The organism is Pseudomonas asgharzadehiana (assembly GCF_019139815.1).
Classification (GTDB): Bacteria; Pseudomonadota; Gammaproteobacteria; order Pseudomonadales; family Pseudomonadaceae; genus Aquipseudomonas; species Aquipseudomonas asgharzadehiana.
The window spans coordinates 553255-567249 of sequence record NZ_CP077079.1 but is presented as its reverse complement, the minus strand read 5'-3'; the positions used below and the strand labels follow the sequence as shown (position 1 = coordinate 567249).

The following is a 13995-nucleotide window of genomic DNA, read 5'->3' as shown; positions in this document are numbered from 1 at the left end:
CTTACTCCAGCCGAAACACCAGCAATGGGTTGTCATTCAATCGCCCATTGAACGCCGGCGTCAGATACTCCAACGGTGTGCCCTTCAACAGCGCAGTCTCCTTGCGCGCCACAAGCACCCACGCCGGTCGGGGCACGGCTTCCAATCGGTCCAACTGATTGCCGCCGATAAACACCGGCTGCTCGTCGTGGTCCAGGTTCATCATGTAGCGCACCGCCCAGGTATCGCGACCGAGGTTGATAAACACCAAGGGGCCCGGTTGTGCCTTACGCAACGCCTCCACCTGGCCAACAAACACGCGGGTGTCGAACTGCAGATCCTTGGCCGGCTCCACCACACTCACCAGCAGCAGCCATTGCGCCGTTAATGCGATCAAGCTGAGCCACACCAATCGCCCGGCCCGGCGCCAGGCGATCAGCACCGCCCCTTGCAGTACCACCAGCGCTCCCACCAACATCAGCAACGAAACATCAGGCCAGTAACCGTGCTTCTGCCACCCATGCCGGCACACAAAAACCACGATCACGCATAACGCCGGTAGCGCCACGACAAGGCCTTCATAGCAGCGGCGCACACCCACGAACGCGCCTTGCGCCCGAAGCAGCCCATAGGCGGCGACAGCGGCAAACATTGGAACCATGGGCAGGATGTAATAAGCACGTTTGAAGTGCGGCACCGACAAACCGAGCAAGATCATCAAGCCACAGGCGCCAAGCCTTGCCACCAACTGCACCTCGGCATCGACGTGTCGCACAGACCAGCGATGACGCAACGCAACCAACGTGGCCAACGCCAGCGGCACCACGGGGAAATAGCGATACAGACTCAACTGAAAGTAGAAGTAGAACGGCTCGCCGCTTTCATCCAGCCGCCCAGCCACTTGCATCCTGAACACTTCGTCGGCAAAGGCGTCGCCACCGCTGATACGCGCCAGCTTCACCAGCAGCCACCAACAGAACGCCAGCAATACCAGGCCGACGATGCCGTGAGCCAGCACCTGCCTGACGCGCTCCCCAGGCTTGCCCAGCGCCCAATACACACACACCACGCCACAGACCTCGATCAACCCCAATGGCCCGCGCACGGCAAACCCAAGGATGAACAGCGGGAACACCATCAACGGCCTTAGCCGCGAGCCCAAGCGTTCGCCACTGTGCAGCAGGTAAAAGCTGCCGACACAGAGCAAAGCCACCATCTGGTCCAGGCACACCGAGCGCGACTTCTCCAGCAGTTGCGTCGTCAGCAAGGTCAGCAGCACGCTGAGCAGCGCCCACTGCCGATTCGACGGGACCAACAAGCGATAGATCAGGGCAATGACGCCGGCGGACGCCAGGGCGGTGGGCAATACGTTCGCCAGATGATTGGGCGCGCCGAACCAGCGGGCAAATACAAAGCTGAAGAAGGTCGCGGTGCCAGGGTAATCCGCGTAGGGCTGGCCGTAGGTCGTGGGGAAAAAACTTGCGCCATGGCGAAACATTTCTTGCAGGAACAGCGCCCAACGCCCATCGAACCCCTGGGGCTGTTGGTCCCAGATGCCCCAGGTGAACAGCAGCAAGGCAAACATAAAGATGCCCAGGGACTCCAGGCGAAAACGGTTGCGGTGATCCATCGGTAGACCTGTCAGGTGGGAAGCGCCGACTCATGGTGCCGAGGGCACCCCTGAATAGCGCCTGAACAAACCCCAACATTCACGCGATTATCGATTTGCAGGCCACACCACGACAGGAACGAGGCGAACGTAGATCAACTCGGCAACCAATTCGATCAAGGTCTGCAGGATTACCGCCGTGGCCGCCAGCCCGCGTACGTCTTCGGGCAGGGCCAGCGCCAGGGGTAATACCACCAGGGAATTACGCGTCGACGCGCTGAACGTCACCGCACGCGCCGTGATCGCAGGCAATGCACACAGCCGCGAAGCCAGAACTCCCATCCACGGCGCCAGCAGCGCAAAGCCCAGGTAGACCGGAATCACCGGCACCAACAGCTCGATATCCCGCACCACCGAGGTGATCTGCGAACCGATCACCACGAACAGCACCAACGCCATGGCCGGCACCGGCAGCCAGGCCCATGCACCGCTCCAAGCGCTGACGACCGAAGAACGCCGCGCCACGGACGCCGTCAACACCGCCAGAATCATAGGCAGCACGATCAACCCCACAAACGCCTGCACAAACGGCCCTGCCACCACCACCCCTTCGGACTGCGCCCCCAGCATCACCCCCAGGTACACCGGCAACAACGCCAACTGCAGCAACAACAGCACCGGCGTGGCCGCCAACATCAACCGCGAATCGCCCTTGCCGATGTGGGTGAACACCACCACGTAGTCGATGCACGGCGTCAGCAACACCAGCAACGCCCCCACCAACAGCGCCGGACGCTCTACCAGGCCACGGGTCAATGCCCACACCAGCAGCGGCACCAAAATGAAATTGGCCAGCAACAACGCCGACAGGAAGCGCTTGTTGCTCAAGCCTGCACGCAGGTCCAGAAAGGGAATTTGCAGGAACATCGCGTACATCAGTATCGCGATGGCGGGCGTGATCCATTCGTTGAGACTGTGAGCCCATGAAGGCGCGAGCAGGCCAAAGACGGCAGCCAGGAGGACGGTGACGAAATAGAGGGGGATCTGGTGGTGTTCGAGGGCGTCGCGGGTCATGAGTGAGGCTCTGGCGTGTCGCAAAAGCGTGAGCTTATGTGCCTACCGAGCGGTGGTCGAGCAATAACCCGCAGAGGCCACGAGACGAAACACACCCGCAAGCCCTTGGGATTTGCTCCGACCTGCGCTTCAATACGCCACCCAGATCCTTAAACACAGGACGTAAGCCCATGGCCTCGCCGAACAAGCAGCAAAAACGTGCCCAGCGGGCAAAGACCAAGGCCAAGCAAAACCGCACCCAACGCGCCGTCGCGGCCAAGCCGGATGCATTCGAGGGCGACGACAGCCGCATCGACCTTGAGTCGGTGGATTTGACCGAGTTGTTCGTGCAGATGCGCGACGCCGGCCAGAACAGCCAGCAGGCGCTGTGCGCCGCGTTCCTGAGCCACCCGCTGTTGGCGCTGGTGCTGGAGCAGGAAGGCGAAGAAGAAGCCACCGACTTTATTCTGGCGGCGCTGATCGAGTATCGGCAGTGGGCCACAGACAGCGATGATGAAGCGGCCGCCCTGGCGTGGATTGAATCGCCAGCGTTCCAGGCGGACTACGTGGCGGCGTCCCAGGCGCTGGTGACTTCCCAAGACTGACACCAAACAAAATGTGGGAAGAGGCTTGCCCCCTCCCACACGTGACCGCATGCATTCAGCTAAGTACCGCGGCACCCGCTCGCTGTGCCTTGCGACGGCTCGATACGAACAGCCCCGCCATCACCACCAGCACGCTCAAAATCCCGGTCGCGATGATCTCGACCCGGTGCGCCTCCTGGAACAGCATGATGGTCAGCGTCCCCACGATAAACACCATCACCGCGTAGGTCAGGCCAGGGAACAGCCACATCTTGAAGACGATCTTCTCGCCCGCCGCCATGCGTTTCTGGCGCATGCGCAGTTGCGACACCGCGATCACCAGGTACACCAGCAACGCGATGGCACCGGAGCTGGCCAGCAGGAACTCGAACACCGCCGCCGGTGCCACGTAGTTGGCGAACACCGCCAGGAATGCCGCGCCGGTGGACAACATCACCGCCCAGTAAGGCGTGCCGCTTTTATTGGTGCGCTTGGACACCGCCGGTGCATCACCGCGTCGCCCCAGGGAAAACAGCATGCGCGAAGCGGTGTACAGCGCCGAGTTCAGGCAACTGGTCACGGCAACCAACACCACCAGGTCGACGATCAGCTTGGCATTCGGGATACCCATGCGCTCCAGCACGGTCTGGTACGAACCCACCGCCGCCAGGGTCGGATCGTTCCACGGCACTAGGGATACGACGATGAAGATCGACAGCAGATAGAACAAGCCAATCCGCCAGATCACCGAGTTGGTGGCCTTGGTAATTTGCTGGCCTGGGTTTTTCGACTCAGCCGCTGCAATGGTGACGATCTCGGTGCCCATGAACGAGAACATAGTGGTGAGGATGGCCGCCAATACCGCGCCCATGCCGTTAGGCATAAAGCCTTGCGTATCGAACAAGTGCGACACGCCGCTGACCTGGCTGGTAGGCAGGAAGCCGAAAATCGCCGCCAGGCCGAGGATCACAAAACCCACGATCGCTACGACCTTGATCAACGCAAACCAGAACTCGAACTCGCCATAGTTCTTCACGCTGAACAAATTGGTCACCGTCAGCAACAACGTGATGACCAAGGTAAAGGCCCAGATGGCCACATCGGGGAACCAGGCATGCAGGATGGTGGCGGCGGCGTTGGCTTCCAACGGAATCACCAGCACCCAGAACCACCAGTACAGCCAACCAATGGTGAACCCGGCCCAATGACCGATCGCACGGTCGGCATAGGTGGAGAACGAACCGGTATCCGGTGACGCCACGGCCATTTCGGCCAGCATGCGCATGACCAAGACCACCAGCGTACCCGCAGCGGCATAGGCCAGCAGTACGGCGGGGCCGGCGGCGGCAATCGCGTGGCCGGAGCCGACAAACAGGCCGGCGCCAATAACGCCGGCAATCGACAGCATGGTGACGTGACGCGGTTTGAGCCCCTGTTCGAGGTCATTGGAGCTTTGCGTACTACTCATTGACACACCTTTGCGAGGAATTGCGAAAACGGTCCGCCCGGCCTGGACTCCTCCTCGTGAAAAGAAACCAACAGGGCGTTCTTTATTTTTTACGCAAGATTTGCGCCAAAATGTTACAAAGCCCCCATTGGCGCGGGCTGCAAGAGATTTCAACAGTCATCGCAAGTCATTGAGAACAATGGCATTTCGCTATAGCGTTACCGTGCGACCCATATTCAACGTGCACACGCGCACCAAAACCACACACAGCAAGCGCGTGACGCCCCATAAAAGAGCCCAGGGCGACCGTTTGCCCGTTTAACCCTTCCAACACCCGGCCAAAGCTGGCACCATCGCGCCCTTTTTTACGCGAAGCCTGCGGCTTTTCAGGTTCAAACGGTTGTTCGGTTGTTGATGGCGCGACACCCTGCTGTGCCGATGCGACAACCTGCCGCACACCGTCTGTTTACCGTCCGCGCCGCTGTTGGTGTCATCCAAACGCTATGCTAGCTTGGCGCCTCGCCAGGAAGGCCCCCAACAGCGCAGATCGCAATGAACACAAGAGGTACGCACATGGCCGAGGCCACGCCCGCGCTTGAAATCCGCAACTTGCATAAACGCTATGGTGAGCTGGAGGTACTCAAAGGTATCTCGCTCACCGCTCGCGACGGCGATGTGATCTCGATCCTGGGTTCCTCCGGTTCCGGCAAGTCCACATTCCTGCGCTGCATCAATCTGCTGGAAAACCCGCACCAGGGCGAAATCCTGGTGGCCGGCGAAGCACTCAAGCTCAAGGCCGCGAAGAACGGCGAGCTGATGGCCGCCGATGGCAGGCAGATCAATCGCCTGCGCAGCGAAATCGGTTTTGTGTTTCAGAATTTTAACCTGTGGCCGCACATGAGCATCCTCGACAACATCATCGAGGCGCCCCGCCGTGTGCTCGGCCAGAGTAAGGCCGAGGCAATAGAAGTGGCCGAAGCCTTGCTGGACAAGGTCGGTATCGCCGACAAGCGCCACGCCTACCCGGCGCAATTGTCCGGTGGCCAGCAGCAACGGGCAGCCATCGCGCGCACCCTGGCCATGCAACCCAAGGTCATCCTGTTCGACGAGCCCACTTCCGCCCTTGACCCGGAAATGGTTCAGGAAGTACTTAATGTGATCCGCGCGCTGGCCGATGAAGGCCGCACCATGCTGCTGGTCACCCACGAAATGGGCTTCGCCCGTCAGGTCTCCAGTGAAGTGGTGTTTCTGCACCAAGGCCTGATCGAAGAGCAAGGATCGCCACAGCAGGTGTTTGAAAACCCGCTTTCGGCGCGCTGCAAACAATTCATGTCCAGCAACCGCTAACGGAGCAACATGCATGCAGAACTATAAAAAATTCCTTCTGGCTGCGGCCGTCTCGATGGCGTTCAGCGCCACGGCCATGGCAGAAACCTTGAAAATGGGGATCGAAGCGGCCTACCCGCCCTTCAACAATAAAGACACCAGCGGCAACGTCGTGGGCTTCGACAAAGACATCGGCGACGCCCTGTGCGCCAAAATGAAAGTCGAGAAGTGCGAAGTGTATGTCTCCGACTGGGACGGCATCATCCCGGCCCTGAATGCCAAGAAGTTCGACTTTCTGGTGTCTTCGCTGTCGATCACCGATGAACGCAAGCAGGCCGTTGACTTTACCGACCCGTACTACTCCAACAAGCTGCAGTTCATCGCGCCTAAAGCCACTGCCGACTTCAAGACCGACGCCGGCTACCTCAAGGGCAAAGTCATCGGTGCACAGCGCGCGACCCTGGCCGGTAGCTACCTGGAAGACAAGCTGCCGGACACCGAAGCCAAACTGTACGACACCCAGGAAAACGCCTACCTGGACCTGACTTCTGGCCGCCTCGACGGCATCCTCGCCGACAAGTACGTGCAATACGAATGGCTCAAGAGCAAAGACGGTTCCGCCTACGAGTTCAAGGGCGACCCGGTTGTAGAGAGCGACAAGATCGGTATCGCCGTACGCAAGGGCGACCCGCTGCGCGAGCGCCTGAACAAAGCCCTGGCAGAGATCAAGGCAGACGGCACCTATAAGAAGATCAACGACAAGTACTTCCCGTTCAGCATCGAATGATCTGAGCGACCTGACCGGCGCGCTCCCTTGAGCGCGCCGGCTTTATGCAATGCCTGCCGCGATATGAAAACACCATGAATCTCGATCTTTACGGATTCGGCCCCGCGCTTGCCGCCGGCGCGCTGATGACCGTCAAACTGGCGCTCACGGCCCTGTGCCTGGGGTTGCTACTGGGCCTTGCCGGTGCCTTGGCCAAGACTTCGCCGTACAAGCCGCTGCAATGGCTGGGCGGTACTTATTCGACCATCGTTCGCGGCGTGCCGGAGCTGTTGTGGGTGTTGCTGATTTACTTCGGCACCATCAACGCCATGCGCGGGCTGGGTGAATGGCTCGGCATTCCCGACTTGTCGCTCAGCGCCTTCGCCGCTGGCGTGATCGCGCTGGGCCTGTGTTTCGGCGCCTACGCCACAGAAGTGCTACGCGGTGCGATCATCTCGATCCCCAAAGGCCACCGAGAAGCCGGCGTGGCGTTGGGCCTGTCGAAGTCGCGCATTTTCACCCGGCTGATCATGCCGCAGATGTGGCGTATCGCCCTGCCGGGGCTGGGCAACCTGTTCCTGATCCTGATGAAGGACACCGCGCTGGTCACGGTCATCGGCCTGGAAGAAATCATGCGCCATGCGCAAATCGCCGTCACCGTCACCAAACAGCCGTTCACCTTCTACATGGTCGCCGCGCTCATCTACCTGGGCCTCACATCCTTGTCGATGGTGGCGATGCACTTGCTGGAAAACCGCGCCGCACGCGGCTTCGTGAGGACGACGTAATGGAATGGGAAGTCATCCTTAAGTGGCTGCCGAAGTTTATCCAGGGCGCCGTGCTGACCCTTGAGCTGGTCGGCATCGCCGTGGTTCTCGGCCTTATCCTGGCCATCCCGCTGGGTATCGCGCGCTCTTCCAAGCGCTGGTACGTGCGCTCGCTGCCTTATGCCTACATCTTTTTCTTCCGCGGTACGCCGCTGCTGGTGCAGTTGTTCCTGGTCTACTACGGCCTGGCCCAATTCGACAGCATCCGCTCCAGCTTCATGTGGAAGTACCTGCGCGACCCGTTCTGGTGTGCCACCGCCACCATGACCCTGCACACGGCCGCTTATATCGCCGAGATCCTGCGCGGCGCCATCCAGGCCATCCCGCCTGGAGAAATCGAAGCGGCTCGCGCCCTGGGCATGTCCCGGCCCAAGACGCTGTTCTATATCATCCTGCCCCGCGCCGCCCGCATCGGGTTGCCGGCCTACAGCAACGAAGTGATCCTGATGCTCAAGGCCAGCTCGCTGGCGAGCACCGTGACCTTGCTGGAACTGACCGGCATGGCCCGCACGATCATTGCGCGCAATTACCTGACCGTGGAAATGTTCTTCACTGCCGGCGTGTTCTATCTCTTGATCTCCTACCTGTTGGTACAAGGCTTCAAACTGCTGGAACGCTGGCTGCGCGTCGATGCCTGCCAGGGACGTTGAAACACGCTTCAGAGCGCTGGATGCGTTCCTGACCGAGCATCAAGGGCTGTGGCGACCACGGCCCTTTACGCATCAACGGTTGCCTTGGGAAAGCGAACTGCCCGAACTCGCCCAATGGTTGCGCCAACGCACCTTGGCCGATGCCGAAACCAGCCACAACCACCCTCATGAAGTGCCCGCGCCCGCGCCTTTCGCTGCATTGGCCGCCGAGGCCGTGCGCCTCAGCGCTGTGGATAAGTTACCGGCGCAGCGCTTGCCACCCGCCGCGCATCGCCTGAGCGTCGACGTACCGGGCCGCAAATGGCAACAGATCGAAGCCTTCGGCGCGGCCCTTCACTTTGCGCAAACGCCGACCCACTGGCTGGACTGGTGCGCCGGCAAAGGCCACCTTGGCCGGCGACTGCTGTGCACCGGCCAGCAACTGACCTGCCTGGAACATGACCCGGCCTTGATCGCGGCCGGCCAAGCCTTGAGCGACCACCATCGACTGACCGTTACCCATCGCCTGCAAGATGTGATGGCGCACGTGGTGCTCAACGCGGAGCACACGCCAGTCGCCCTGCACGCCTGCGGCGACCTGCACGTGCGCCTGTTGCAACTGGCCAGCGCCGCCGGCTGCAAGCAACTGGCAGTGGCACCCTGCTGCTATAACCGCATCAATACACCCACCTACCAGCCACTTTGCGCAGCAGGCCGTGCCTCAACCCTGCGACTGTCGATCGACGACCTCGGGCTGCCCCTCAGCGAAACCGTCACCGCAGGCAAACGCGTGCGCCAGCAACGCGACACGTCGATGGCCCGCCGCCTGGCGTTCGATCAGTTGCAACGCCAGATACGCGGCTGCGATGAGTACCTGCCCACCCCTTCGCTGCCCGCCAGTTGGCTGGCCAAGCCCTTTGCCGATTACTGCCAGGCATTGGCCGACCTCAAAGGGTTATCCACAGGGAAACAGCAGTGGGCCGCGGTGGAGGCCGATGGCTGGCGGCGCCTCGCCGAAGTCAGAAACCTGGAATTGCTGCGTGGGCTGTTTCGGCGCCCGCTGGAGCTGTGGCTGGTACTGGATCGGGCACTGTTTCTGCGCGAACGCGGCTACAGGGTTGAGGTAGGCAGCTTCTGCGATCCGGCATTGACGCCGCGCAACTTGATGGTGCTTGCCGAGCGCGATTAAAGGGCAAAATTGTCGCATGCCAACCTGTGGATAACTCTGTTGATGAATTCTTTACGGAGCCTGTAGCCACCTGCGCTAACGGCCAAAACCCACTTTGTTCATTTTTTGTTCATCTCATAAAACGCACGTAAAACAGGCAGTTGCAGCGGGATGAGAACGGCTCCACAAAACGGCTGAGCCATGAGCCCCTCACCAACCAATTGTGTATAAGCATCCGGCGTTACGCTTATAAACCGCGCTTACGCGGTGCTTTTGCGGGTGACCAATAACCGGCAAAGGTCGCCGATATCGTCACGCGCAGGGCTTGGCGCCTTGCTATCGAGCGGGTCCGTCGCAAAGGCCAGGGCTTCGCTGAACACCGGGTCGCGATGCACGACCGCCAAGGGGTATTCACTGCGGCGCAACTTGAAGGCATCGAGCATTCCCAGGTTGAACGTCGAGTGCTCATCCAGCTGATTGATCACAAAGTGACATCGAGGTGCGGGCTCTCGCTCAAGATGGGGGGCCAACAGCGCGTCGAGTTGATCCAACGTGCCGAGGCACGCCGCATTGGGCTGGGCGACGACCAGCACGATGTCGGCCACGCTCAGTGCTTGATGAAGGTAAACGTTGTTGCCAGCGGGTGTATCGATGATCACCGTATGCGCTTCGCTCAACGCCAATGCCGACAGGTGCCGCACCAGCCATTGCGGCTCACGCGCGAGCCAGCGCTGCAGGTTTTCTTTCTGCGGGGTATCGGTATCGCCAAAAGGCAGCACTTGGCAACCGGAGAACCCCGCCTGCAGGAGGGTCGCCCAGGGTGTCTTGAGCAGGCTGCCGCCGCCCACGCCGGCGCGCTCATGGTCGACTCCAAAGTGTTGGCGCAAGGCGTTCTGGGGGTCCAGGTCCAATGCCACTACCGACTTACCCATGCGCCGCAAGCCGCTGCTCAACGCCGTGGCGAGGGTACTGCGGCCAACGCCACCATTGACGGATATCAACGCCACCACGGTCGGGCGCAGCGCAATGGGTTGAGGGTTGTGGGGTGTGTCATTGACGTAGGACGGCTGCGCGCCAAAGCGCTGGCCCTCTTTTTGGTTTACACGGGTGCCATCATCGAATGGCAGAGTGCCAAAAAAATGCACGCGCGGTTTTTTGCCCCTGGGATCACGGGCGACGCGCTTGCCGGGCAAGGCAAACAGGTCATCGGTGCGACTCATGGCCGGGCCTCCTTCACGGCGCCCGATAAAGACCTGAGAAGTCGGTAAAACAAGGCTTTACCGCAAGTCTTTTTGTAAGCGCCGATGGGATACATTCTGTGACAGCGGGGGACGAGTGTCATTATTTTGATGAAATAGCCACAACCCTTTCAGACGAGCGGAAATTGGCCAATTTACTGACGCACCCTTGATGCCTTCAAGCACCGATGATTTCATCGTGCCATTGTTTTTTAGCCGCTATCACCGCACCATTGCCCCATCTTCAATGCTGCAAGCTCTGGTAATCGCAGTGGCGATACGCTTTAAACTTCCGCGAATTCTGTACGGTTTCGCCATCACTGTATTGCTGGGTGGCGGCCTGCTCGGCGACTTGCTCGCGGACTGGGATTTCAGCCAGATCAGCCGTCGCGCCGAAACACTGTATGGGGCACTCGGCCCCGGCCGCCAGCGTATCGATGCCTGGCAACAATTGCTGTCGACACAAAAGCAGGTCAGCGAGAGCGAGCAGCTCAAAGTGGTCAACCTGTTCTTCAACCGCCAGTTGCGCTACGAGGAAGACATCGACCTGTGGCACGAAGTGGATTATTGGGCCACCCCCATTCAATCCCTCTGGAAAGGCGCTGGCGATTGTGAAGACTATGCCATCGCCAAATACTTCAGCCTGCGGCACTTGGGTGTGCCGGCCGAAAAGCTGCGCATCACCTACGTCAAGGCCTTGCGCCAGAACCGTGCGCATATGGTGCTGACGTATTATGCAAGCCCCGAAGCCATGCCCTTGGTGCTGGACAGCCTGATGGACCCCATCCTGCCGGCCAGCCAACGCACCGACCTGCTGCCCGTTTATGCGTTCAACGGCGAAGGGTTGTGGCTGACCGGCGCGGCGGGCAACAAAAAAGTCGGTGACACCAAGCGCCTGTCACGCTGGCAGGATGTCTTGAAAAAAATGACCGCTGAAGGGTTTCCGGCCAGTTCGGATAATTAACAGGAGCTACGATGTCACTGTTCAAACAATTGCTGATCGCTATCTGCGTGTTCCTGGTGGTCGCGTTCAGCGGTAGCTTCATGGTCAGCCTGGAAAGCTCGCGTACACAGTACGTCAACCAACTGCGCTCCCATGCCCAGGACGCGGCCACCGCACTGGCGCTGTCGCTGACCCCGAACATTGATGACCCGGCGATGACCGAGCTGATGGTCAGTTCGATCTTTGACAGTGGCTATTACGCGAGCATCCGTGTGATAGACCTGAGCAATAACCAGGTGCTGGTGGAGCGGGCCGCCGAACCGGATGCCAGCGGCGTGCCCGCCTGGTTCGTGAAGATGATCGGCCTGGCGCCGGCCGGTGGCGATGCCATCGTCAGTCGTGGCTGGCAGCAGGCGGCACGGGTTGAAGTGGTCAGCCACCCGATGTTTGCACTGGCCAAGCTGTGGCAGAGCGCGCTGGGCAGCCTGGGCTGGTTGTTGGTGTGCGGCGCCGTGAGCGCGGTATTGGGCGCGCTGTTGCTGCGCCGTCAACTGAAGCCGCTGGACTATATGGTCGAGCAGTCGCACGCCATCGCCCGTCGCGAGTTCCTGAGCTTGCCCGACCTGCCTCGCACCCCGGAGCTGCGGCGGGTGGTGCAGGCCATGAACCAGATGGTGGAGAAGCTCAAGGCGCTGTTCCATGAGCAGACCGAGCGTAGCGAGAAACTGCGTGTGGAGTCTTACCAAGACAGCCTGACGGGCCTGGCGAACCGTCGCTATTTCGAGATGCAACTGCAGTCTCGCGTCAGCAACCTGGAGGAGCCCAGTTCAGGTTACCTGCTGATATTGCGGGTCAATGACTTGAGCGGCCTCAACCAACGTCTTGGCGGGCAACGCACCGACCAACTGCTGCAAGCCGTCAGCCAGCAACTGGTGCGCACCTGCGCCAAATACCCGGAAACTCAAAACCTGATTACCCGCAGCCGTGGCGGCGAGTTCGCGGTCCTTGCCCCGGGCCTGGTACGTGATGAAGCGCTGCAACTGGCCCAAGATCTGGAAAGCACCCTGCAAAGCCTGCACGAAACGGGAGCCACCGACATGTCGGCCGTGGCTTATATCGGGCTGGCGCCGTACAACCCTGGCGATGCCTCAGCCGACCTGTTGATGCTGGCCGACCAAGCGCTGGCCCAGGCTGAAGCCGGCAGCGGCCCCACCTGGGTCTGCCTGGAACGCCAGGCGCCCGGCACCGTCAGCGATGACCCGCACAACTGGCACACCTTGCTCGACAACGCCCTGAACCAGGGTCGCTTCCGCTTGTTTTTCCAACCGGTGGTCAGCAGCCGTGACACCCAGCAAGTGCTGCACTACAAGGTACTTTCACGCCTGCTCGACAGTCAGGACCAGACCATTGCGGCAGGCCATTTTCTGCCCTGGCTGGAGCGCTTCGGCTGGACGGCGCGGCTCGATCAACTGATGCTCGACCTGGTGATCAAACACCTCACGCAACACAACCAATCGGTGGCGTTGAACCTCTCGGCCGCCACCTTGAACGACCCGCAAGCGTTGGAGCGGGTGTTCGAACGCCTGGCCCAACACCCCGCACTGGGGCCGCGCCTGACGCTGGAAATCGGCGAAGAGCAAGTGCCCGAACAAACCCAATTGGAGCGCCTCACCCGACGCATGCGCAGCCTGGGCTACAGCCTGGGCCTGCAACGTTTCGGCGGGCGTTTCAGCATGATCGGCAACCTGGCGAACCTGGGCCTGGCGTACCTGAAGGTCGACGGCAGCTACATCCGTGCCATTGATCAGGAAAGCCACAAGCGCTTTTTTATCGAGGCGATCCAGCGCGCCGCCCACAGCATTGATCTGCCGTTGATTGCCGAGCGGGTGGAAACCGAGGGTGAATTGCGGGTGATCCGCGAGATGGGTATTGAAGGCGTGCAAGGCCAACTGGTCGGTGAGCCGGCGCCTTGGAAGTGACGCACTGACCGCTCACGCCTCCTTGACGGTCAACCCGTGAAGGAGGTGCGCAGCGTCAGATCAAGCCGGTTTCATCGTCATTGATCAGCTCGCTCAAGCCGCCCAATGTCGCCCTCGCCTTGGTACGCTCCAAAAACTTGGCCTGTGCCGCCGGCGGCAAGTCAGTGATGCTCATCACGTTCTTGGTGATCAGCACCTGGATCAAGTCATCAAGCACGCGGATCATCTCAAGGTCGCTTTGCCTGAGATGCTTGAGGCTGTTGTCCACCGCATCATCGGCAAACCACGCCAGAATCTCGTGATGGTCGGCCTCCAGCGTCTCGGTGGCCCCGGCGAAGGCATCCGCCTCGACGCGAACCAAAGCGTTCTGTTGATCGCGTTGCACGTAGAACATTAACGTTCTCCCAATAAAAAAATCCCTGCAGGCTCCAAGCAGGTGCCCTCGCA

General features: G+C 60.6%; 13 protein-coding genes. 8 read left to right on the top strand and 5 right to left on the bottom strand.

Features of this window, described 5'->3' with window-relative positions; translation table 11 throughout:
• Position 1: 1 nt before the first annotated feature.
• Together KSS96_RS02530 and KSS96_RS02525 are read right to left on the bottom strand one after the other, a co-directional pair.
• Complete coding sequence (locus tag KSS96_RS02530; protein WP_217855698.1) at positions 2 to 1609, bottom strand: ArnT family glycosyltransferase; 1608 nt, start codon at positions 1607 to 1609, stop codon at positions 2 to 4.
• Positions 1610 to 1696: 87 nt separating this feature from the next.
• On the bottom strand, positions 1697 to 2662 hold the full coding sequence (locus KSS96_RS02525) for an arsenic resistance protein (RefSeq protein WP_065879520.1): 966 nt from the start codon (positions 2660 to 2662) through the stop codon (positions 1697 to 1699).
• 170 nt (positions 2663 to 2832) lie between these two features.
• Between KSS96_RS02525 and KSS96_RS02520 the strand changes: the two genes are divergently transcribed.
• Positions 2833 to 3246 (top strand): hypothetical protein, encoded by a 414-nt coding sequence (locus KSS96_RS02520; protein WP_065879521.1) that lies wholly within the window; start codon positions 2833 to 2835, stop codon positions 3244 to 3246.
• A gap of 55 nt (positions 3247 to 3301) precedes the next feature.
• On the opposite strand, the gene gabP is transcribed toward KSS96_RS02520, so the two are convergent.
• The gene (gene gabP / locus KSS96_RS02515; RefSeq protein WP_068936934.1) at positions 3302 to 4693 is read right to left on the bottom strand and encodes a GABA permease; all 1392 of its coding nucleotides are present in this window, start codon (positions 4691 to 4693) and stop codon (positions 3302 to 3304) included.
• Between the two features lie 552 nt (positions 4694 to 5245).
• Between gabP and KSS96_RS02510 the strand changes: the two genes are divergently transcribed.
• The 5 genes from KSS96_RS02510 (at position 5246) to KSS96_RS02490 (ending at position 9409) form a co-directional block, all read left to right on the top strand.
• Positions 5246 to 6019: an ABC transporter ATP-binding protein gene (locus KSS96_RS02510; protein ID WP_065879522.1), complete on the top strand. Its 774-nt coding sequence runs from the start codon at positions 5246 to 5248 to the stop codon at positions 6017 to 6019.
• Between the two features lie 13 nt (positions 6020 to 6032).
• The gene (locus KSS96_RS02505; protein ID WP_068936932.1) at positions 6033 to 6785 is read left to right on the top strand and encodes an ABC transporter substrate-binding protein; all 753 of its coding nucleotides are present in this window, start codon (positions 6033 to 6035) and stop codon (positions 6783 to 6785) included.
• A 74-nt stretch (positions 6786 to 6859) separates the two neighbouring features.
• Positions 6860 to 7552 carry an ABC transporter permease gene (locus KSS96_RS02500; RefSeq protein ID WP_026067402.1) on the top strand — a complete coding sequence of 231 codons (693 nt, stop codon included), beginning with the start codon at positions 6860 to 6862 and terminating at the stop codon, positions 7550 to 7552.
• Positions 7552 to 8241, top strand: coding sequence for an ABC transporter permease (locus KSS96_RS02495; RefSeq protein ID WP_017529570.1), 690 nt, complete (start codon positions 7552 to 7554; stop codon positions 8239 to 8241). Before KSS96_RS02500 ends, KSS96_RS02495 begins: the two co-directional genes overlap by 1 nt.
• The gene (locus KSS96_RS02490) at positions 8222 to 9409 is read left to right on the top strand and encodes a methyltransferase (RefSeq protein ID WP_135196351.1); all 1188 of its coding nucleotides are present in this window, start codon (positions 8222 to 8224) and stop codon (positions 9407 to 9409) included. Before KSS96_RS02495 ends, KSS96_RS02490 begins: the two co-directional genes overlap by 20 nt.
• A 239-nt stretch (positions 9410 to 9648) precedes the next feature.
• Here the strand turns inward: KSS96_RS02490 and bcsQ are convergent, their stop codons facing one another.
• A complete protein-coding gene (gene bcsQ / locus KSS96_RS02485; protein ID WP_017529572.1) occupies positions 9649 to 10608 on the bottom strand; it encodes a cellulose biosynthesis protein BcsQ in 960 nt (319 codons plus the stop codon).
• Positions 10609 to 10873: 265 nt separating this feature from the next.
• On the opposite strand from bcsQ, the gene lapG reads away from it, so the two are divergent.
• The gene (lapG, locus tag KSS96_RS02480) at positions 10874 to 11590 is read left to right on the top strand and encodes a cysteine protease LapG (RefSeq protein ID WP_032883508.1); all 717 of its coding nucleotides are present in this window, start codon (positions 10874 to 10876) and stop codon (positions 11588 to 11590) included.
• Positions 11591 to 11601: 11 nt separating this feature from the next.
• Entirely contained in the window at positions 11602 to 13548 is a 1947-nt protein-coding gene (gene lapD / locus KSS96_RS02475) for a cyclic di-GMP receptor LapD (RefSeq protein WP_017529574.1), read from the top strand.
• A 55-nt stretch (positions 13549 to 13603) separates the two neighbouring features.
• Here lapD and KSS96_RS02470 read toward each other — a convergent pair whose 3' ends face one another.
• Positions 13604 to 13942 (bottom strand): tryptophan synthase subunit beta, encoded by a 339-nt coding sequence (locus KSS96_RS02470; RefSeq protein WP_065879524.1) that lies wholly within the window; start codon positions 13940 to 13942, stop codon positions 13604 to 13606.
• Positions 13943 to 13995: the final 53 nt, after the last annotated feature.

Excerpts from the sequence above, each read along its gene's own strand:
- KSS96_RS02470 (WP_065879524.1), bottom strand. The coding sequence starts at position 13,942 with ATGTTCTACGTGCAACGCGATCAACAGAACGCTTTGGTTCGCGTCGAG.
- lapG (WP_032883508.1), top strand. The coding sequence starts at position 10,874 with ATGCTGCAAGCTCTGGTAATCGCAGTGGCGATACGCTTTAAACTTCCG.
- KSS96_RS02505 (WP_068936932.1), top strand. The coding sequence starts at position 6,033 with ATGCAGAACTATAAAAAATTCCTTCTGGCTGCGGCCGTCTCGATGGCG.
- KSS96_RS02525 (WP_065879520.1), bottom strand. The coding sequence starts at position 2,662 with ATGACCCGCGACGCCCTCGAACACCACCAGATCCCCCTCTATTTCGTC.
- KSS96_RS02520 (WP_065879521.1), top strand. The coding sequence starts at position 2,833 with ATGGCCTCGCCGAACAAGCAGCAAAAACGTGCCCAGCGGGCAAAGACC.
- gabP (WP_068936934.1), bottom strand. The coding sequence starts at position 4,693 with ATGAGTAGTACGCAAAGCTCCAATGACCTCGAACAGGGGCTCAAACCG.
- KSS96_RS02495 (WP_017529570.1), top strand. The coding sequence starts at position 7,552 with ATGGAATGGGAAGTCATCCTTAAGTGGCTGCCGAAGTTTATCCAGGGC.
- KSS96_RS02500 (WP_026067402.1), top strand. The coding sequence starts at position 6,860 with ATGAATCTCGATCTTTACGGATTCGGCCCCGCGCTTGCCGCCGGCGCG.
- KSS96_RS02490 (WP_135196351.1), top strand. The coding sequence starts at position 8,222 with ATGCCTGCCAGGGACGTTGAAACACGCTTCAGAGCGCTGGATGCGTTC.
- bcsQ (WP_017529572.1), bottom strand. The coding sequence starts at position 10,608 with ATGAGTCGCACCGATGACCTGTTTGCCTTGCCCGGCAAGCGCGTCGCC.
- KSS96_RS02530 (WP_217855698.1), bottom strand. The coding sequence starts at position 1,609 with ATGGATCACCGCAACCGTTTTCGCCTGGAGTCCCTGGGCATCTTTATG.
- KSS96_RS02510 (WP_065879522.1), top strand. The coding sequence starts at position 5,246 with ATGGCCGAGGCCACGCCCGCGCTTGAAATCCGCAACTTGCATAAACGC.
- lapD (WP_017529574.1), top strand. The coding sequence starts at position 11,602 with ATGTCACTGTTCAAACAATTGCTGATCGCTATCTGCGTGTTCCTGGTG.